Below are 19542 nucleotides of genomic sequence, written 5' to 3'. Positions count from 1 at the left end.
GGTCGGGTCCGCCTCCGTGGAAGGTAGTGAGTAACCCATTCGGGCGTGGCGGCGCAAGTACGGGCACAAAGCGGACGTGACCGTCGGGGGCCGAAACGGCTCTCGCCGCGCGGTCGCCCGAGAGTGTCGGGAGCCGCGCGGCGAGAGGTTCTGCAGGACAGTCCTACGGCGCCAGCGTGGTGCCCAGGTGGTTGCCCGTCGCGGTGCCGAGCTGTGTCAGTCCGTAGTACTTGGACGTCGACAGGCCGAGCCCCGTGCTGTTGCTCGGGACGTACAGGAGCGTGCCGTTGCCCGCGTCCTCGCCCGCGGCGCCGATCACCAGGTCCGCGCGGCCGAAGCCGGTCAGGTCGGTGAGGGAGACGGCGGAGCCCAGGTTGTCGTTGGTCTCCGTCGAGCCGGCGACGCCGGGCTCGTCCTGCGATACGGCGATGGCGCCGGTGCCGGTGAGGCCGGTCGACGAGCCCTTGAACAGCAGCGACGTACCCGCGTTGGAACGGTTGCTGGTGCGGGTGATGTCCTCGTTCGGGGCGCCCGCCAGGACGTCCGCGTAGCCGTCGGCGTTGTAGTCGCCGACGGAGACGGACGCGCCCAGGGCGTCGCCGGACTCGGCGGAGCCGGGGACGCCGGTGGTGGCCTGGTGGATGACCTTGGCGCCGGTGGCGGTGAGGCCCGTGCCCGCCGTGCCGTAGACGGCGGTGACCTGGCCGCCCGCGTACGCACCGGACTCGGCGGTGTAGGGCTGGCCGATGACGATGTCGTCGACGCCGTTGCCGTTGATGTCGCCGGCGGCGATGGAGCGGCCGCCCTTCACGGTGAGGGTGCCGGCCTTGGTGAGGCCGTTCCTGCCGCCCTTGAACCAGACGACCCGGCCGATGGATGTCGAGTCGCGGTAGTTGAGCGCGACGTCCGCGTAGCCGTCCTTGTTGAAGTCGCCGCTGGTGGCGTCCTCGTAGGAGAGCGCCGTGTCACCGCTGGTGATGTTGGAGCTGCTCTCCTGGCCCTCGGCGTAGCGCGCGGTCCAGGTGCCACCGGTACCGGTGGAGGACGCGAAGACGTCCGCCTTGCCGTCGGCGTTGAAGTCGCCGACTGCCACGGCGGAGCCGTACTTGGCGCCGTTGGCGTAGAAGCCCTCGTCGAGGTTCATCTGCGCGCCGGTGGTGAAGGCGGGGCCGTACAGGATGGTGACGGCGCCGCGGTCGGCGTGCGAGGAGGTGTCGTTCTCGCCGGGCTGGCCGATCGCGAGGTCGGCGCGGCCGTCGCCGTTGATGTCGCCGGTGGCCACGGCTGCGCCCCACTGGTCGCCGGTCTCACCGGCGCCGGGCACGCCCGGGCTGGACTGCGTGAGCGAGATCTTCTTGGCGCTGTCGGGGCCGCTCGCGCCGCCCGGCACGACGACGACGCGGCCGCCGCTGGAGGCGCTGGGCAGGCCGGTGACGAGGTCGCTGATGCCGTCGCGGTTCACGTCGGCGGTGGGGATGGCGGAGCTGCGGCCCGCGCCGGCGGCGAAGGAGCGGATCGTGCCGAGCCGGTCCTCGAGCTGCTTGCCCGGGCACTCGGTGGCGTACGCGTCCTGGTGGCCGGAGACGGTGCGCAGGGTCGCGGTCTCGCCGGTCTTGTAGACGCCGGTGTCAGCGGCGGCGACGAGGTTCACCGAGCCGTTCGGGTCGACGCCGTACTGGCCGAGCTTGTACGCGGCGACGCGTGCGGCGGACTCCATCGCGGCCCGCGAGGGCTTGGAGTCCACGAAGTTGCCGAGGATCGCGATGCCGGTCGAGTACGAGTTGAAGCCGTACGTGTGCGCGCCGAGGACGGGCTCGTCGATGCCGCCCTCGCGGCCCTCGAATATCTGGCCGCACTTGTCGACCAGGAAGTTGTAGCCGATGTCCTTCCAGCCGTTGCCGTCCGGCTCCGGCTTCACGTGGTACGCGTAGTCGGCGCGGATCAGCTTGGCCGAGTCGGCGCAGCTGTAGTCGTTCGCGTCCACGGTGTGGTGGATGAACGCGGCCTGGACCTTGTCGATGTACTCCGGCGGGCTGTAGTTGACCGCGAGAGAGGTGTCCGGCTTCCACTCCGACCGCATGATGATCGGCGGCTGCTTCACCGTGGAGGGCGGGGCCGGGGGCTTGGTGGGCGTCGGCGACGGGCTGGGGCTCGCGCTCGCCGAGGCGGAGTCCGACGGGCTCGGGGAGCCGGCCGGAGCCGAGTCACTGGGCGATGCCGACGGCGAGGGGCTCTCCGGGGCGGAGTCCGAGGGAGACGGCGAGGGGGACTCGGCGAGGTCGGTGGTGTACGCCGCGTTCTGCGGCCCACCGGCCGCGGCGGAGGTCTTGGCGGCCTTGGCCTCCTTCGAGGTGACACCCGGGTCGACCATCGCAAGGGTGAGCCCCTTGGGCAGCGCGGTCGACGACCCGTCGGCGGCGACCACGCGTGCCTCGACGCCGTCCGAGGGCCCGACCCACCGGGACTCGGACATGCCCCGCACGCCGTTCTTACTCTCGGCGGTGTCGGGGTCGGGCAGGTGCGAGTCCGTGTTCACGGACACCCAGTCGGTCCACTTCCCGGTCACGCTGCTGCGCGTGCGGACCTGGGCGGTGCCCTTGAGCTCGGCGCTCTGCTTGTCCCAGGTCACCCCGACCAGAGAGAACGGCTCCGTGCCGGTGCGCGGGAGCTCCCGCTTGGTGCTGCCGTCGGCCTTCAGTTCGGCGGAGCGCACCTTGACCGGCCGCGGAGTCGTCGCGGAGGGGCCGGAGCCGCCGGACGCCTCCGGGCTGGCGACGGCGTACGTCACCACGCCCGCGCCACCGAGGACGACGGCCCCCACCGTCACCCAGGCCCTGCGCTTGAGACTCAGCGGTTTGTACGCATGTGATCTGCGCGCACGCGGATTACGCGGGCTCAAATGCCCCACCCCTCGAATAAGTTCACAAATGCCACACCCGTCACGCGGGTAGCTGCTCTATCCAGCGATCGACCATCGGGAAACGTCACTGGTTGTGCTGGTGTGCTGCACGTCACCTGGAATCCACCTGGAAATCGCCCGGTAATCACCCGTAAGTCACCGGGTCGGTTCGCCACCGATACCGGCACCGGCGGCCGTCCCGAGCGCGGTGGGCCCGTAAGAGGCACCCGTCCCGCCGCTCACGGTCATCACGGTTCCGTCGCCCGCGTGCTCGCCCTCGGCGCCGATCGCGAGGCCTGCGACGCCGTCCCCGGTGAGTCCGGCGACGGTGACGGCGGACCCGAACCGGTCGACGGACGGCCGCAGACGCGACCAGATCCGGATGTAGATGCGCTTCGACGGCACCGTCGCCGAGTTCATCTTCCGTATGCTCACCGAGCGCTCGCACCCCCACTCGATCGCCAGGTACGACACCCACTGGTTCCAGAGTTACGAGGACGAGGAGTAGGCCGCAAAGTGAAGAGATTTCGTCTGGGACATCTGACGGCTATATCGCCCCTGTGCGTCGTGTTGGCCGGTTGCGGCGTGGGGGTGGGTGGCTCGGACGCGGCCAGGCCCACCGCAACGAAGCAGGCCGACGCGAAGGTGCAGGAGAAGGCGGAGGGAGAGGCGAAAGCCCCCGCGCCCACCACCCCCGCCGACTTCCTCGACCTCGCCGACAAAGCCATGGCCGCCGAACCCGGCTGGACCTTCGCCGTGGAGGGCGCCGAGGCTCTCACCCTCGAGGAGCAGGAGAGCGGCGCGTCCTACGAGGCCACCGTGTCGCGCACCGGGAAGCCAAAGGCCCTCCGTTCGCAGGGTGTCATCACCAGCAGCAAGGGTGTACAGAAGGCGGAGAAGGTGTTTGTCGTCGGCGGTACGACCTACGTCAAGGAGGGGGCCGCCGCCTGGAAGAAGGGCGCCTCCACCGACCCCGCGATGGAGAACAAGGTCGAGGACTCGGTGGCCGCCATCGACGCGTACCGGGGTTATCTCAAGGCGGGCAACAAGGACGTCACCGCAGTGAAGAAGGGCGACACGGCCGAGCTTCAAGTCAGGCTCCAGCCATCGAGCTTGAAGGACGTGCAGGACCGCGCCTACGTGAAGACCGCCGTCCGCGAGCTCGACCCCGTCCTCACCCGGCTCCAGGCCGCCGGCATCACCATCAGCAAGTCCCAGATCACGCTCGCCCGGCTCAACGAGACGCTGACCCTGGACGCCAGGACCGGGCGGATCGAAGCCCATCGGCTCGGGTTCACCTTCCTCATTCCGCACAACGGCGGGTACATCAACTACCGGCAGGACGTGGGTGAGGTGAACGGCGGGGTGTTCAAAGAGAGCATCAGCCTTCCCACAGACGTGGGCTGACGGGCACTCAGCCCGACCGCCTGTACGAGGAGTGCGGCCACCGGTTCGGCCGCCAGGCGCGCACGGTGGCCGGGCAGGTGCGTGCGCAGCCAGGCGTCCTCGCCCGGATGGGAACCGGTCCCCGCGTGCAGCAGCCTCAGGCTCGCGGAGGTCTCGGCGAACAGCGGGAGCACGAACCGGCGGCGGGCGAGGCTGTCCGCGTCGATCTGCCACAAGCCCATGCGCACGTACGACCTTTCGCGTGTCGGCGAAACAGTGAACACGACCCCCAGTCCGCTGTTGTCCCTCACCCCGGACGACCTCGCGGGCCAGGCCCTCGGCCTGCACGCCACCGGCATGGCCGCCTTCCAAGGCATCGGCGCCCTCCTCGCGGGCACGCTGGCCCAACTCACCTCCTCTGCCACTGCGATCACGCTGATGGCGGCCGGTTCGGTCACCGTGACGCTGGCTCTCGCGGCGCTGGGCAGGCGCGAGGAGCGACGGCCGGCCGTCCCCGGTACGCGCCCGGACGTCCTGCCGGAACCGGCCGTCACGCGTAGCGATGTCCGAAAGCTCCGGCCGCTCGCGCGCTGAGGGTGGCGTGCTGTAGAACCGGCCCGGTTTCCCCGAGGAGAACCGGAGGAGTCGCTCGTAATCGCTCACTCGGCTACGCCATGTGCTGGGTGGCACTCATGGGGGCGATCACTTTCGGGGCCGGTGAGGACCTGAGCGACCGGCTGGCGGCCCTCGTCGGGACGCTCCCCGCGTGGGGCTACATCGGATTCCGCATCCGGCGGGAGGCCCGGGCGATCAAGGAAGACAGCAGACTCGCACGAGGCGAGCGCAGGAGGCGGGAGGCGGTCATGGAACCGGATGAACTCGTTGATGCCGTGACGCGGTTGGTCGGCAAAGGCGCTCGGCGCTTCGAGTGCTGCGAGGAGGGGCACGGCTCGGGGCATGTATGCCTCGCCCTCTCCGAAGAGCTCGGCCTCCTCGAACTGATCGACGGGATCAGCGGCCGGTACGGGGCCTCCCGCAACCTCGCCATGCGCGGCTTCGCCGATCCCACCGTGGACGCTACGACCGGGCTGCCCCTGCTCGCGCCCTTCGGCACCGAGGTGATCGACATGCGGGCCTGGGCGCACGCCGACCAGTGGATCGGGGCCGGGACGGTCCGGGTGGGGGACGACATACGGCACGTCGTCCTGGTCGCCGAGCGGGACGTGCCCGTTGTGGAGGAGCTGTCCGACGACGCCACGTGGGTCGAGCGGGTCGTGGCCGTGACCGGGTGGGCGGGTGAGGCCCGTACGGTCGACTGGGATGCGGTGGAGGCGCGGGTCGGCACCCGGCTGCCCACGGACTTCAAGCAGCTTGCCGAGATCTTCGGTTACGGCGCCTTCGACGGCTTCCTCACCCTCTACGTGCCCGAGTCCGACGTCCCCGGCATGGACTTCGTGGAGAACGCGGAGCATCTGGCCGGGTTCGCGGCCCGCTCGGGCACGAGCCTGTGGAGGCCGTACGGCATCCATCCGGCGCCCGGCGGACTCCTGGAGTGGGGGGCGTCCGAGCAGGCGGACCAGTACTACTGGCTGACCGAAGGCGACGACCCCGACCGCTGGCCCGTCCTGGCGTCGCAGGACATCGCCGACACCTGGACGCGATTCGACGGCACCGCCGCCGAGTTCGTCTTCCGCATGCTCACCGAGCGCTCGCATCCGCACTCGGTCGCCCGCTATTACGACAGGCACTGGTTCCAGAGTTTCGAGGACGAGGAGTAGGTCCGAGGTGACGGCACGTCGTCGATGTCTCGCGGAGTGCCGGCCCAGCCGAGGTTCGGCCTCGTGCACTCGGTTGTCGCTCGGAGTCCCGCAGGACTCCGTCGGATACGCGTACCGCAAATCAGTGGCGGGCCCGGCCCCCACCGACGACCATGCGACGTATGACTGACCAACCCGCACGATGGAGCCAGGCGTCCGTCTACCCCGACATGTGGGCCGACCCGGACGACGACCCCCGCAGCGCCGAAGGCGTCAGTGCAGAGGGCGAACTGGAGACGCTCCGGACCTTCCTGACGGACTACCGCCTGACCCTGCGGATGAAGTGCGAGGGCCTGGACCCGGAGCAGCTGGCGCGCCGGTCGGTTCCGCCGTCGACGATGTCGCTGCTCGGCCTGCTCCGGCATCTCGCCGAGGCGGAGCGGGACTGGCTCAACTGGATAACCGACGGCGAACCGCTGCGGAAGCTGTACGGCGAGCGTGACGGGGACTTCAACGGCGCCGTCGCCGAGCAGGCCGTGATCGACGCCGCGTACGCCGATCTGGAGCGCGAGCAGGCCGCGACGGACGCCGCGCTCGCGGGGCACGCGGATCTGGGCGAGCGCCTCGGGAAGGTCGAGATCCCGGTCCGGGAACTGCTGGTGCACCGGGTCGAGGAGTACGCCCGCCACTGCGGCCACGCCGACCTGCTGCGCGAGTGCATCGACGGAAGGGTGGGCCAGTAGGCCCGCCGCTCAGTGGCGCGGGCGGTCGGTCGCCTTCACCGCACCGAGGAACGCCGTCCACGCGCCGCTGGTGAACACGACGGCCGGACCGTGAGGGTTCTTGCTGTCACGTACGGGGACGTGGGCGGCGCAGGCGTGGTCGTTGGCTTCGAGGCAGTCCCCGCTGTCGCCGCCGCTGTACGTGGACTTGCGCCAGGCGTCGCTTACTTCGAGGCACTGGCCGCTCTCGCCACCGCTGTAACTCGACTTACGCCACATCGGCAGAACTGAGGCGTCGGGGACGCGGATGCCCTGCCACTGCTGCTCACTGCTGCTGTGCGTCATGCTCGCAATCCTCCGCGACGGACCTGATCAGCGCCAGGGACTTACGGTGCGACAGGGCGTCGCCCATGGCGTGATCGTAGGCCGTCTGGCATTCGCGTACCACGGAGGGGAGTTCGAGGACCCGACCCCAAGTGAGGCCCTCCACGTACGCGACCTGCGGCAGGTCCTCGAACCACATGAGGGACACCGGGCCCTCCAGGAGAGCGTGCAAGCCCACAGAGAAGGGCAGCACGTGGACGCGAATGCGGCGGCTTTCGCCCAATTCCACTATGTGACGGAGCTGCTCGCACATCACTGCAGGGCCTCCCACGGGGCGGCGCAACACCGCTTCGTCCAGGAGGAACCACGTCACTGGTGACTTGAAGTCGTCCAGGACACGGGCCCTTGCCAGGCGTGTGACAAGGAGGCTGTCACGTTCCTCGTCAGTCTTCGGCGGGAAGCCGGACTGGAGCACTTCGCGGGCGTACGCCTCGGTCTGGAGCATGCCGGGCACGAGCTTCGGCGCGTACGTCCTGATCGCCGTCGCCTGGCGCTCCAACTCCAGTGCTTCCGCGAAGTGTTCGGCGACCCGGCCCTCCCCCTGCGTCGGCAGGAAGTTCTCGAATACCCCGCCCGTCTTGAGTACCTGATCGAGACGGCGAGCGTCCTCAAGCGACGGCCGGCGGCGCCCCGCCTCGATGTGGGCGATGTGCGTGCGGGACATGATCGCCCGCGCGCTCAGCTCTTCTTGGGTGAATCCGGCGGCCTCACGGCGCCGCCGCAGCTCATCCCCGTAACTCGTCCGGGAACCGGGATTGTCCTCGATCGCCATCCGCAACTCCCGCATGTGCGACTTGCGTTGTCACGCTCGGACCACTGGCGAGCCTAGCTGCGCCGACCTCAATCTGTGATCGGTTTCATACGCAGAGCGAGATCGAGAGGCAGTGCGGAAGATGCAGCACGGGGAAGGTGCGTTCGTCGCCCACACCGGTACGGACGTCTACGGGCCCGGCAAGGTGCTCGGTGTCGACGGGGAATCGCGGCGCGTGCGCTTCGTGTACTTCGTGGCGACCATCGCGGCGCGAGACCTGCGGCCGGCCTCGGAAAGCGAAGAGGTGTGGGTGCGGGCGTGGCTGCGGGAGCGCGCGCAGAGATACGGCGGACAGTGGTGACTACGTCAAGTGACCGTTCGCATACGCAAGTTGCGGTACGGTGAGCGCGACAGCACGCCTCAAAGTCATTTCGATCGGACATGAGGCGGCCCTCAACGCCGGTTCCAGCCAGCGAAGAGGGCCTTCATCACCAGTGGAAGAAGCCACCGGAAAATGCTCCGTCATGCTATCGCGCCTGCCCGTTTCTTCAGTCAGGTGCCGAACGAAATCCTCCGCCATCCCCGCCTCTCGTCGGACGCCGTCCGGCTGTTGACCTGGCAGTTGTCACTCCCCGATGACGCCAAGGACCCGTTGTCGAAAACCGCCCGTCAGGCCGGGATCGGCAAGTGCGCCTTCAACCGCGCCAAGGGCGAACTGAAGCGCGAGGGCTATCTGCACGAGTGGCGCCAGCAGGGCGTTCGTGGGCTGTGGTCGACCGTGCAGCTCGTCTCGAATGTGCCGCTGAAGCCGGAGCAGGCGCTTGTCTTACGGGACGGGGCTCCGGTGGGCGGAAACCCGGCCGCCGGTGAGCCGACCGGCCGGACCGTCGGCCGTCATCCAGAAGAACCCGTTCTTGAGAACACCCCCCACCATCCCGAGACGCCTCCGGAGACGGAGGCGCCCGAGGCTCCCGCGGCCACGGAAGCCGGGCGCCAACTCATCGCCACGATCATGGACTTGGAGCCAAGGCTCCGCGTACCGCGCGGCATACTGCCGCAGCTGGCGGCCCTGGCAAGCGCCTGGATGGAGGCGGGGCACACGCCAGGTGGCGTGCGGGCGCATGTGCGGCGCAGCTTGCCGGGCCCGAAGCAGCCGATCCATAAGCCGGGCGGCCTGCTGCGGTACATCCTGAGCGACGTACCACCGGCGCCTGTCGAGGAAGAGTCCCGCTGCCCCGGACCCGTACAGCCACGTATCGCCCAGCTGCGGGAATGTGAGGGCGTGCATACGCAGGCGCGCCTGTTCCGGCCGGAGGGCGACGAGGAATTCTGCGGCGAGTGCCTGCGGGGGCGAGTGCCCGACGGCGTGGCACGGCTGTAGGCCCGCTTCCGGTTGCCGGGATGCGGAAGCCGGCAGCTCCCACGGACTGCCGTCCGACCTCGTTGTATCCCCGTTTCCGTCTCACGGAGGATGGGGCGGAGGGGGTGGGCCATGACGGAACGGGCGAGGGCCACGGCTCAGGGCGTGGGCGGGCGGCTGGACAAGGACGGTGCCCGTCGGCGGTCGCCGGGCCGGATCCGGTCCACGGGCGTGCTGCTGATCCTGCTGGCTCTGATATCGGCGGTGCTCTGCTACATCGCGTTCTCATGGTGGCTGCCCTCCGACAGGGATCGCTACCGGGACTACGTGGCAGCCGAGCCGTGCCCCGCTCGTGCGACGGCGACGGACTGCCTGAGCACCTGGCATCTCACCGTGGTGAAGGCGGAGATCAAGAACGTCGGGAAGGCTTCCCGCTACAAGGCGACGCTGAAGGACGGGGACTCCTGGCAGGGAGTCGTGGACTTCGGTGACCAGGGGCCGCTCCTGGAGCGCCTGAAGCCGGGCGACCGGGTCACCGCCACCGCCTGGCGCCGCGACATCGTCGTACTCAGCGAGGACGGCGTCCGGCAGAACACCTCGGAGGCACCCCGTGACGAGATCCAGATGAACGCCGCCATGGGCATGCTCGCCGCGTTCTTCGCGGCTCAGGCGTTCGCGTTCGGCGCGGTACGCCTGGTCAGTCCCCGTGCCTACGCGCCCTTCACCTGGGAGCCGTACGGCAGGCGGATGCTCTGCACCAGCATCATCGTCTGCTTCGGGGTGGGGCTCCCGACAGCGTGGACCGGCATCCCGTGGTGGACCGTGCCCGCCGTCGGACTTCCCGCCGTGGCGTGCGCGGCGGTGCTGATGTACCCACGACAGGAGAGCACGACCGCGGGCGGAGGGCAGGCGGCCCGGACCGGTTCCGCAGCAAAGACCGGGGAGCGCGTAAGGTCCGGGAAATGACTTCGCCCGGGTCCCGCATCGGCAGACACCAGATCCCCGGCCTCCTCCTGATCATGGTCCCCGAGTCCCGGGAGGGGATCGAGGCCGTGGCGGGGATGTCCGCCGAGCAGGCCGTCTCCGGGGATCTCGAATGGTTCGATCTCTACGACTTCTTGCGCGACGTGGTCTTCCGCGACCTGGTCCGGCCCGAGCTGCTCATGCCCGAGGCGGAGCGTGACACCGAACTGCTCGGCCGATGCGCCGAGTTCGCCGAGAACCTGCTCCTGAACTCGACCCAGCCCGTGGCATCCGCCGTGTTCTACCAGCTGGTGGAGCCGCTGTACGCGAGTGAGGAACTCCTCGTCGCGGCCATCCCCCTGATGCAGCCGGAGATGCTGCGCGTCACGCTCGAGGACATGGCGGTGGACCGGCTTTCGGCGCCTGCGCGGGACCGGCTGGCCGGGTATCTGCACTGACGCGCAACTGCCTCAAAGGTTGTACGGGCTCGGGTAATTGCTCATGTGAGAAGCGACATGTGTGCGACGCGTGATGCTTGCGTGGTGCCAGCCGCTGGGCCAGGCGGGGGAGTCGCGCAGGCCGCTCCCCGTACTGGATGAGGGGCGGACGTCATGGGAGCTGGCCACAAGCCTGAGCCGAACGCGGCGGACATGCGGCGGCACGCCGCGGGATTCGTCGCGCACGCCACCGCGCGCAACCGGCTCCCGCTCGACTACACCGTCGCCAGCCTCCGCGTCGCGGACTTCCTCGTCGACGGCCTGCGCAAAGGGACTTCGGACCGGGCATCGGTCGCGGGGGCCCTGTTCGGCATCGGCGCTTACGTGGGCGAGGTGCTCGTGCGGCGGGCCGGGGCCGTCTGGGTCGACTTCGATGCCGCCCAGCGCGCCTACTTCGGTCAGCCCGCCGGCGTCCGCATGCCCGACGGACGCATGTGGAACCCCCTCGGCAAAGTGGTCAACCGCTTCGAACTCGGCCGCGAGGAATCCCTCCAGACCTTCTACCTGACCCTCCACGGGCGCGGCGGCGACCGCGGTACGGGCAAGACCTGTGCCGCCCTGTGACAGGTGCGCCCAGTGACATTTCTGTGGGCCCGGACGCTGATGACCGTGAGGGCATGGACGCATTGATCTGTGCCACGTCGGGTCAGTACGCAGACGTACGAAGAGGACAACGGTTGGGCCAGGGTGGGGAGCCCCGTCGCACGCACGCGCGCGACGAAGAGCTGGACATGGCCGTGGCGCGGGCGCAGCAGGGGGACGAGGCCGCCTTCGCGGTCGCGTACCGGCTTGTGCACCCCGGCCTCCTCGGATACCTGCGCGGCCTCGTCGGCGACGAGGCCGAGGACGTGGCCTCCGACGCCTGGCTCGAGATAGCCCGCGACCTCGGACGCTTCCGCGGGGACGGCGCCGGGTTCCGCGGCTGGACCGCCACCATCGCCCGGCACCGCGCCCTCGACCTGCTGCGCCGCCAGAAGGTGCGCCCGCGCCCCTCCGGCCTCGAACAGGACATGCTCGAACTCCCCGGCACCCACAGCACGTCCGACCAGGCCCTGGAGACGATCTCCACCGAAGAGGCGCTCACGCTGATCAGCGACCTCCCTCGCGACCAGGCCGAGGCGGTGCTGCTGCGCGTCGTCGTCGGGCTCGACGGGCCGTCCGCCGCGCGCGTCCTCGGCAAGCGCCCGGGCGCAGTGCGGACCGCCGCGTACCGGGGCCTGAAGAAACTCGCGGACCGGCTCGGCGCGCGAGGTGTGACGGATGAGGGCCCCACAACGCTGGGGGATTCGAGATGAGGACTGAAAACCCACTTGGCCCCGATGAGGGTCCGGCCGGGCCGACCGGCCCGGAGGGGGCCGGAGGCTTCGAGAACCTGCTCGCCGCCGCGGTGTGTTCCGCGAAGCCGCGCGACGGCGGCGAGGAACGGGCCGTCGCCGCGTTCCGCGCCGCCCGCGACCGGGGGGCGCACTCGGCCAGGACGCGGCGCCGCGACGACTGGCGACCGCGCCGGCGGCACGGGCTGAGCCGCTGGTCCGTCCGCACGGGGATGGGCGCGCTGCTCGCGAGCATCACGCTCGGCGGCGTCGCCATGGCCGGTATCGGTGCCGTCAACGACACGTCCGGCGACGACGCCGGACGGCCGCCCACGCCCCGGCGCAGCGCTCCCGGCACCCCGGGACGGCAGTTCCTCGAACAGATCCGGCCACCCGCCGCGGCGCTGACGTCGCCCGGGGTCCACGGGCGGGGCCGGTCCGCCGGTCACCCGGACCAGGCCCGCGACCTTCTCGCCAAGTGCCGCGCGTACGACTCCGTCCGCGGCCGGGGGAAGGCTCTGGGCGCGCCGGCGTGGCAGCGACTGGTCGCGGCGGCGGGCGGGGAGGCGTCGGTGGACGCGTACTGCGCCGGCCGGCCGGCGGGGCACAGGCCCGGGAACGGGACGCCGGGTCCTCAGCCGAAGGCCGGGACGCCGGAGAAGCCGGCGAAGCCGCTGGAGTCGGAGAAGCCGCCGAAGGCCGAGGAGCCACCGAAGGCCGAGAAGCCTGAGAAGCCGGGGAAGTAGCCGCGCACCCTCGCGGCATCGAAGCGCCGTCAACGAAGAGGCACCGCCGGGACGGCCGAGGCCGCCACCCCCCACAGGAGAGGCCCCGGCCGTCGCGCGGTACGGGCCGCGCGGCGGCCCGTACTACCTTCAGCGCCGCGCGTGCGTTTTCTGTCACACCGCGTTGTGTCACGTGCTAGTTGCGGGTTGTACCAAACGTGGACGGGGAGCCGTATCAGGCCGTAGCGTGCTGGTTCGCGTCGGTGAGCGGCGCAGGGTTTAAGCGCAAGGGTGGCGCAGTGCTGGGGGACGACGCGGAGCTGACGGCCGCGGTGCATGCGGCGCAGGACGGGGACGAGACCGCGTTCCGGACTGTGTACCGCGCGGTGCATCCACGCCTGCTCGGGTACGTACGGACACTCGTCGGTGAACCGGACGCGGAGGACGTCGCGTCCGAGGCCTGGCTGCAGATCGCCCGGGACCTCGACCGGTTCAGCGGGGACGCCGACCGCTTCCGCGGCTGGGCCGCACGCATAGCCCGTAACCGCGCCCTCGACCACATACGGATGCGGGGACGCCGGCCCGCCATAGGCGGGGACGAGACCGAGCTCACCGGTCGGCCCGCGGTGTCCGACACCGCCGACGAGGCGATGGAACTCCTCGCCACCGGTGACACGCTCGCGCTCATCGCCCAGCTTCCGCAGGACCAGGCCGAGGCCGTCGTCCTGCGTGTCGTCGTCGGGCTCGACGCGAAGAGTGCCGCCCAGACCCTCGGCAAGCGTCCGGGCGCCGTCAGGACCGCGGCGCACCGCGGCCTCAAGCGCCTCGCCGAGCTGCTCGGTGCCGAGGGTTCGCATGTGCAGACGGCGCTCGCCGGCCGGGACGGCACGCTCGACGCCGTACCGCCCCCGAGAGAGCCGCGCGGGCACGCGGTGACGTCCGCCGGTGTGACGCATTCGCGGACGCGGACGCAGAAGGACATGTGATGGCCGACGAGCACAACAAGTGGCTGGACCGGGACGCGGCCGAGCGTCTGCTGCGCGGTGAGCCCCTGGAAGCCGTCGACGCAGCCACCCGCGCCCGGGCCGCCCGTCTGGCCGAGACACTCGACGCACTTGCAGTGACACGCGTAGAGGGAGGCGAACTGCGGGGCGAGGCGGCCGCGTTGGCGGCGTTCCGCAAAGCGCGCGAATCCGTGGCGGAGGAGCCGGGCGCGGCGCCCCTGAAGGCACGCCATGCCAGGCCCCGCGGGGCTCTCGCCCCGGTCTCCTCGCTCCACGGACCCGTGGGCCGGGAGAGCGACGCGAACGCAAATGCCGGCGCCGACGGGCACGCCGCGGCCGACGTCGGCAGTGTCCGCCTCGCGAGACCCGACGCGCGGCCCGTCCGCTGGGGCCGCCCGGTGCGGTTCGGGTTGGCCGCCGCGTTCGCCGGATGCATGATCGGCGGCGTCGCCGTCGCGGCCGGAACCGGAGTGCTCCCGTCGCCGTTCGGCGGACGGAACGAACCCGGTCCCGCCGCCAGCGTCTCCGCTGCCGCGTCTCCCGAACAGCCCCTCGCCTCACCGTCGCCCGACATCTCGGAGACCGACGGCGGACGCTCGGGCAGCGCCGTGCCCGACGGCCACTCGCACGAGCCCGGCTCGGGCGCCCCGTCCCAGGACGACACGGCGGACCGGGCCGGCCCGGCGACGACGCGGCCCGGCACCGGCCTGCGCGAATCGGACGCCGCGGACCGGGAGGCCTGGCGGCAGCGCCTGGTCGACGCCTGCCGCAAGTACCGCGACGGCGCCCTGAGCGACTCCCAGACGGAGCGTCTCAGGGCCGCGGCGAAGCGCATCGCCACGAAGAAGCGGGACCGTGACCCCGACCGGTTCTGCGCCCGCATCCTCGAAGAGGCCGACGACTCCGGCAGCGGCGACGACGGCAGCGGCCAGGACGGCGACGACAAGAACGGCGGCAAGAACGGCGACGAGGACAGCCAGAACGGCGAGGACTCCGGCGTCAGCGGCGCCGTGCCGACCGCCTCGTGGGTCCCGTCCGAGCCCGGCGGCGACGCCTCGGACACCGCGCCGACAACGCCGTCCACGACGGCCTCGGCCTCGTACAGCGCCGCGCCCGCACAGTCCTGAGCCTGTTCTCAGCCGTCCCTGAGCGCGCTCGGGCCAGCCCGCTCAGACCTGCTCTGAACCGCCCTGACCTGCGCAGACAAAGAATTTCCGAGGCGGGTGTGACGTTTTTGGACGGCATGGCGCAGTAACAAGTGAGCCGACTGGTCATCGGCCGTGCACGAGCCGCGGGTTCCCCCCGTACCTTCGGCTCTGTGCCACTGGCGCGGGCGGGACACGTTCCCCCGGTCCCGCCCGCGCCCCACTCCACTTCTCAGCAGGTCACCAGTAGACGACGACCTTGTCGCCATTGCGGACCTGCGCGAACAGTGACGCGATCTTCCCCTCGTCCCGTACGTTCACGCACCCGTGCGACGCCCCGTTGTAGCCGCGGGCCGCGAAGTCCGCGGAGTAGTGCACCGCTTGGCCGCCGCTGAAGAACATCGCGTACGGCATGGCCGTGTGGTAGATCGTCGAGACGTGGTGGCGGGATTTCCAGTACACGCTGAAGACGCCCTCGCGGGTGGGCGTGAACTGCGAGCCGAACCGTACGTCCGTCGTCATCAGGGCCTTGCCGTCGATCATCCACGTCAGCGTGCGGCTGGTCTTGCTGATGCAGACGACGCGGCCGGTCATGCAGCGCCGGTCCGGCTTCGCCGCGGGCTGCCCGCCGGACGCGTACAGCTCGTCGCGCGTCGGGGTGTGCGTCATCCCTACGAGCCGCGCCCAGGTCACCGTGTCCGTGTTCCCCGTGCGCGGCAGGCCCCGCTTGCCCTGGAAACCCTCGACCGCCTTGGTCGTCGCGGGGCCGTACTTTCCGTTCGGCCCTTCGAAGAGCCACGCGATCTGCCGCAGCCTGGCCTGGAGTTCGCGCACCTTGCCGCCGCTGGCGCCGCGCGCCATGAGGACCTTCGGCGGCGGTGTCGGTCTCACCGACGGAGTGCGGGAGGGGGCGACGCCCGGCTTCTTCGCGCCCGGCTCCTTCGCGTCGTCGGAGGGGGCCGGTGATGCGGAGCCGTCCGCCCTCGGCGGCGGCTGCTTGCCCCCCGTGTCGACGGCCTGTGTCCTGCAACCGCCGGCCAGGGCGATGACCCCGGCGACGGCGAGTGATCCACGCATGACGGTCGCACGCATCCGGGCCCCCGCAGTCTCGCCACTAGTCCGATGTGCCAACAGAGATGTTTCCCGCGCGCGTCCGGTTGCGAACTCGGCGTAAGTGCCGCGCATTGTGGGATGGAGTAAAGGTGAAGGACGGGCTGTGAGCAAGGTCCCAGCCTGCGGCTCTCCATGGCGAGCAGGCGCGCCGCTACAGTCCGTCGCGAGGGTCGACCCAACTGGCAAGTAACATCCGAGCTGGAGGCACAACCATGGCGCGCGAGTCTGAGTCAGGACTGCCCATCGAGCCGGTCTACGGCCCTGATTCGCTGGCCGACTGGAACGCGGCCGAGAAGCTCGGCGAGCCCGGCAAGTACCCCTTCACGCGGGGCGTCTACCCGTCGATGTACACCGGCCGCCCCTGGACGATGCGCCAGTACGCCGGCTTCGGCACCGCCGTCGAGTCCAACGCCCGCTACAAGCAGCTCATCGCCAACGGCACGATGGGCCTGTCCGTCGCCTTCGACCTGCCCACCCAGATGGGCCACGACTCGGACGCCCCGATCGCGTCCGGCGAGGTCGGCAAGGTCGGCGTGGCCATCGACTCGATCGACGACATGCGGATCCTGTTCGGCGGCATCCCGCTGGACAAGGTGTCCACGTCGATGACGATCAACGCCCCGGCGGCGCTGCTCCTGCTCATGTACCAGCTCGTCGGCGAGGAGCAGGGCGTCCCCGCGGACCAGTTGACCGGCACGATCCAGAACGACGTGCTGAAGGAGTACATCGCGCGGGGCACGTACATCTTCCCGCCGAAGCCCTCCCTGCGGCTGATCGCCGACATCTTCAAGTACTGCAGGGCCGAGATCCCGAAGTGGAACACCATCTCGATCTCCGGCTACCACATGGCCGAGGCCGGTGCCTCGCCCGCGCAGGAGATCGCGTTCACGCTCGCGGACGGCATCGAGTACGTGCGCACGGCCGTCGCGGCCGGCATGGACGTCGACGACTTCGCGCCGCGCCTGTCCTTCTTCTTCGTGGCGCGCACGACGATCCTGGAGGAGGTCGCCAAGTTCCGAGCGGCCCGCCGGATCTGGGCCAAGGTCATGAAGGAGGAGTTCGGCGCGAAGAACCCCAAGTCGCTGATGCTCCGTTTCCACACGCAGACCGCGGGCGTGCAGCTCACCGCCCAGCAGCCCGAGGTCAACCTCGTCCGCGTCGCCGTCCAGGGCCTCGGCGCCGTGCTCGGCGGCACGCAGTCGCTGCACACGAACTCCTTCGACGAGGCCATCGCGCTGCCGACCGACAAGTCCGCGCGCCTCGCCCTGCGCACCCAGCAGGTCCTCGCCTACGAGACCGACGTGACCGCCACCGTCGACCCGTTCGCCGGCTCGTACGTCGTCGAGAAGATGACGGACGACGTGGAGGCCGCCGCGCTCGAACTCATGACGAAGGTCGAGGACCTCGGCGGCGCGGTCAACGCCATCGAGCACGGCTTCCAGAAGAACGAGATCGAGCGCTCCGCCTACCGCATCGCGCAGGAGACCGACTCCGGCGAGCGCGTCGTGGTCGGCGTCAACCGCTACCAGCTCGACGCCGAGGAGCCCTACGAGCCGCTGCGCGTCGACCCGGCGATCGAGGCCCAGCAGGCCGAGCGCCTCACGAAGCTGCGCGCCGAGCGCGACCAGGCGGCCGTCGACGCGGCACTTGCGGCCCTCAAGAAGGCGGCCGAGGGAGAGGACAACGTCCTGTACCCGATGAAGGACGCCCTGCGCGCCCGCGCCACCGTCGGCGAGGTCTGCAACGCGCTGCGCGACGTGTGGGGCACGTACATCCCGACCGACGCGTTCTGAGGCCCCGTATCACCCTCTGAGCAGGGAGTGTCGTATGGCCATATAGGCGTGCGACACTCCCTTTCATGCTCGGTGTCATCAATCTCCCGACCTATCTGGCCGGTCTCGTCCTCATCGTCCTGCTGCCAGGACCGAACTCCCTCTACGTGCTTTCCGTGGCCGCCCGCAAGGGCATACGCACCGGATACGCGGCCGCCGCCGGTGTCTTCACCGGGGACACGGTCCTGATGACACTGGCCGCGCTCGGCGCGGCCTCCGTGCTGCAGACGACGCCCCTGCTCTTCCTCGTCGTGAAGTACGCGGGAGCGGGTTACCTGACGTGGATGGCGATCGGCATGATCCGGTCGGCGCGGGCGCTGTGGAAGCAGCGCGGTGAGCCCGACGTGGAGAGCGGAACCGAGACGGTGACCGGGAGCGGTGACGAGCACCCGTACCGCCGCGCCCTGATCGTCAGCCTCTTCAACCCGAAGGCGATCCTGTTCCTGATCTCCTTCTTCGTTCAGTTCGTGGACCCCGGCTACGCCTACCCGGCGCTGTCCTTCGTGGTCCTCGGCGGGCTGCTCCAGGTCCTGAGCTTCCTCTACCTCTCCACCCTGATCTTCAGCGGTACCCGCCTGGCCGACGCCTTCCGGCGCCGCAGGCGGCTCTCGGCGGGCGCGACCACGGCGGCGGGCATGCTGTTCCTGGGTTTCGCGGTCAAGCTGTCCCTCGCGGGGGCCTGAGGCCCCCGGGCTGCTTTCGGCCTAGCCCCTGCGGGCGCGGCGCAGGGCCCGGGTGATGACCGGCGGCGTCAGGTCCACGGCGATCCTGCGGGCGCGGCTGCGCTTGCGTACGGGAGCCGGATCCGGGGCGGAGGCCGCCTTCGGCTCCGCCAGGTGCTCCACATGGTGGCGGGAGCGCGGGAACGCGGGCGCCTTGACCGCCTTCGACTTCGTGCGGACCAGGCGGTGACCAGCCGCCTGCTGCACGCTGAGGGCGATGTCGTCGCGCTCCCTGAGCATGCCGAGGAGCTCGTCCTGGAGGGGCTCGGGGTCCTCCCATGTGGCGTACAGCTTCTGGGTGCTCAGGCAGAGCGGGCGCAGGCCGCGGTTGAGTACGGCCTCCCACGCGGCGACGGAGACGCCCGGCGTGTGCTCGGAGCGGAAGTCGTCCAGGACGACGATGCCGTCGGCGCCGAGCAGCTCGCGGGCGGCGCCGATGTCGCCGTACACATGCTCGTAGAGGTGCGAGGCGTCGATGTGGACGAAGCGGCAGGTGCCGGGGTCGACCTCGTCGGAGATCACGGAGCTGGGTGCCTGGACGACCTTCGGCAGCTCGTCGTGGAACGAGAGGTAGTTCTCCTCGAAGGCCTGCCGGGTCAGTGAGGCGTAGGACTTGGTGGATTCGGCCTGGTTCGCCTCGTCGGGGGCGTCGCCCTCGAACAGGTCGCACACGGTGAACTTCTCGGTGCCGTGCAGATGCTGTCCGAGGAGGACCGCGCTCTTGCCCATGTAGACGCCGAGTTCCAGCAGATCCCCGCGGACCTCCCGCTGCGCCTGCCGTTCGAGGAGCCAGGTGAACAGGAGTTGGTCGAGCGGGGGGAACCAGCCGGGGACGTCGTCGAGGTCGATCGGGCGCCGGGCGGTGGTGTGCACAGCAGTCATGGGACGCGAACCTATGAGCTCCTAATCGACAGGGTCAAGGCGCTCAGAGATCGCATCCGCCAATCGGGCAGCAAACTCCGCCGGGTA

The 19542-nt window shown here is 70.4% G+C and carries 21 protein-coding genes and 1 pseudogene; 15 read left to right on the top strand and 7 right to left on the bottom strand.

The features are described 5' to 3' along the window. Window positions 1–163 precede the first annotated feature (163 nt). Complete coding sequence (locus tag CG723_RS19520; RefSeq protein ID WP_234374401.1) at window positions 164–2827, bottom strand: FG-GAP-like repeat-containing protein; 2664 nt, start codon at window positions 2825–2827, stop codon at window positions 164–166. 228 nt (window positions 2828–3055) lie between these two features. Then, window positions 3056–3319: an FG-GAP repeat protein gene (locus CG723_RS19515; RefSeq protein ID WP_159032491.1), complete on the bottom strand. Its 264-nt coding sequence runs from the start codon at window positions 3317–3319 to the stop codon at window positions 3056–3058. A gap of 171 nt (window positions 3320–3490) precedes the next feature. Between CG723_RS19515 and CG723_RS19510 the strand changes: the two genes are divergently transcribed. Beyond that, window positions 3491–4306 (top strand): hypothetical protein, encoded by an 816-nt coding sequence (locus tag CG723_RS19510; protein ID WP_100594751.1) that lies wholly within the window; start codon window positions 3491–3493, stop codon window positions 4304–4306. 17 nt (window positions 4307–4323) lie between these two features. On the opposite strand, the pseudogene CG723_RS19505 reads toward CG723_RS19510, so the two are convergent. Further along, window positions 4324–4527, bottom strand: a pseudogene (locus CG723_RS19505) (transcriptional regulator); the annotation flags it as partial. On the opposite strand from CG723_RS19505, the gene CG723_RS19500 reads away from it, so the two are divergent. From CG723_RS19500 to CG723_RS19490, 3 genes are all read left to right on the top strand, one after another. Next, window positions 4526–4879, top strand: coding sequence for a hypothetical protein (locus tag CG723_RS19500; RefSeq protein WP_442802574.1), 354 nt, complete (start codon window positions 4526–4528; stop codon window positions 4877–4879). The pseudogene CG723_RS19505 and the gene CG723_RS19500 overlap by 2 nt on opposite strands. Before the next feature lie 98 nt (window positions 4880–4977). Then, entirely contained in the window at window positions 4978–6063 is a 1086-nt protein-coding gene (locus CG723_RS19495) for a hypothetical protein (RefSeq protein WP_159032490.1), read from the top strand. Between the two features lie 152 nt (window positions 6064–6215). Then, window positions 6216–6785: a DinB family protein gene (locus CG723_RS19490; RefSeq protein WP_199841821.1), complete on the top strand. Its 570-nt coding sequence runs from the start codon at window positions 6216–6218 to the stop codon at window positions 6783–6785. A 9-nt stretch (window positions 6786–6794) separates the two neighbouring features. On the opposite strand, the gene CG723_RS19485 is transcribed toward CG723_RS19490, so the two are convergent. Next, complete coding sequence (locus CG723_RS19485) at window positions 6795–7043, bottom strand: DUF397 domain-containing protein (protein ID WP_199841834.1); 249 nt, start codon at window positions 7041–7043, stop codon at window positions 6795–6797. A 46-nt stretch (window positions 7044–7089) separates the two neighbouring features. After that, window positions 7090–7920: a helix-turn-helix domain-containing protein gene (locus tag CG723_RS19480; protein ID WP_100594747.1), complete on the bottom strand. Its 831-nt coding sequence runs from the start codon at window positions 7918–7920 to the stop codon at window positions 7090–7092. Between the two features lie 121 nt (window positions 7921–8041). Between CG723_RS19480 and CG723_RS19475 the strand changes: the two genes are divergently transcribed. The 9 genes from CG723_RS19475 to CG723_RS19440 all read left to right on the top strand — a co-directional run bounded on the left by CG723_RS19475 (window position 8042) and on the right by CG723_RS19440 (window position 14888). Continuing rightward, entirely contained in the window at window positions 8042–8260 is a 219-nt protein-coding gene (locus CG723_RS19475; protein WP_100594949.1) for a hypothetical protein, read from the top strand. A 195-nt stretch (window positions 8261–8455) separates the two neighbouring features. Next, complete coding sequence (locus tag CG723_RS19470; RefSeq protein ID WP_234374400.1) at window positions 8456–9280, top strand: hypothetical protein; 825 nt, start codon at window positions 8456–8458, stop codon at window positions 9278–9280. Window positions 9281–9391: 111 nt separating this feature from the next. Continuing rightward, window positions 9392–10225 carry a hypothetical protein gene (locus tag CG723_RS19465; protein WP_234374399.1) on the top strand — a complete coding sequence of 278 codons (834 nt, stop codon included), beginning with the start codon at window positions 9392–9394 and terminating at the stop codon, window positions 10223–10225. Beyond that, the gene (locus CG723_RS19460) at window positions 10222–10680 is read left to right on the top strand and encodes a hypothetical protein (RefSeq protein ID WP_100594745.1); all 459 of its coding nucleotides are present in this window, start codon (window positions 10222–10224) and stop codon (window positions 10678–10680) included. The genes CG723_RS19465 and CG723_RS19460 overlap by 4 nt, the downstream gene beginning before the upstream one ends. A 153-nt stretch (window positions 10681–10833) precedes the next feature. Further along, window positions 10834–11283: a hypothetical protein gene (locus tag CG723_RS19455; protein ID WP_234374398.1), complete on the top strand. Its 450-nt coding sequence runs from the start codon at window positions 10834–10836 to the stop codon at window positions 11281–11283. 113 nt (window positions 11284–11396) lie between these two features. Continuing rightward, window positions 11397–12014 carry an RNA polymerase sigma factor gene (locus CG723_RS19450; RefSeq protein WP_199841820.1) on the top strand — a complete coding sequence of 206 codons (618 nt, stop codon included), beginning with the start codon at window positions 11397–11399 and terminating at the stop codon, window positions 12012–12014. After that, the gene (locus tag CG723_RS46270) at window positions 12011–12778 is read left to right on the top strand and encodes a hypothetical protein (RefSeq protein WP_159032489.1); all 768 of its coding nucleotides are present in this window, start codon (window positions 12011–12013) and stop codon (window positions 12776–12778) included. Before CG723_RS19450 ends, CG723_RS46270 begins: the two co-directional genes overlap by 4 nt. A gap of 278 nt (window positions 12779–13056) precedes the next feature. Next, window positions 13057–13743 carry an RNA polymerase sigma factor gene (locus CG723_RS19445; protein WP_100594743.1) on the top strand — a complete coding sequence of 229 codons (687 nt, stop codon included), beginning with the start codon at window positions 13057–13059 and terminating at the stop codon, window positions 13741–13743. Then, complete coding sequence (locus tag CG723_RS19440) at window positions 13743–14888, top strand: hypothetical protein (protein ID WP_100594742.1); 1146 nt, start codon at window positions 13743–13745, stop codon at window positions 14886–14888. Before CG723_RS19445 ends, CG723_RS19440 begins: the two co-directional genes overlap by 1 nt. Window positions 14889–15146: 258 nt before the next feature. On the opposite strand, the gene CG723_RS19435 is transcribed toward CG723_RS19440, so the two are convergent. Then, the gene (locus tag CG723_RS19435; RefSeq protein WP_100594741.1) at window positions 15147–15998 is read right to left on the bottom strand and encodes a L,D-transpeptidase family protein; all 852 of its coding nucleotides are present in this window, start codon (window positions 15996–15998) and stop codon (window positions 15147–15149) included. Window positions 15999–16231: 233 nt separating this feature from the next. On the opposite strand from CG723_RS19435, the gene CG723_RS19430 reads away from it, so the two are divergent. Both CG723_RS19430 and leuE read left to right on the top strand, forming a co-directional pair. After that, entirely contained in the window at window positions 16232–17812 is a 1581-nt protein-coding gene (locus CG723_RS19430) for an acyl-CoA mutase large subunit family protein (RefSeq protein ID WP_100594740.1), read from the top strand. 65 nt (window positions 17813–17877) lie between these two features. After that, window positions 17878–18534: a leucine efflux protein LeuE gene (leuE, locus tag CG723_RS19425; protein ID WP_100594739.1), complete on the top strand. Its 657-nt coding sequence runs from the start codon at window positions 17878–17880 to the stop codon at window positions 18532–18534. A gap of 21 nt (window positions 18535–18555) precedes the next feature. Here leuE and CG723_RS19420 read toward each other — a convergent pair whose 3' ends face one another. Then, on the bottom strand, window positions 18556–19455 hold the full coding sequence (locus tag CG723_RS19420; RefSeq protein ID WP_100594738.1) for a class I SAM-dependent methyltransferase: 900 nt from the start codon (window positions 19453–19455) through the stop codon (window positions 18556–18558). Window positions 19456–19542: the final 87 nt, after the last annotated feature.

Origin of the sequence: Streptomyces sp. CB01635 (genome assembly GCF_002803065.1) — a bacterium.
Classification (GTDB): Bacteria; Actinomycetota; Actinomycetes; order Streptomycetales; family Streptomycetaceae; genus Streptomyces.
The sequence above is the reverse complement of the archived record's forward strand: the minus strand, read 5'-3'. Positions and strand labels throughout refer to the sequence as shown.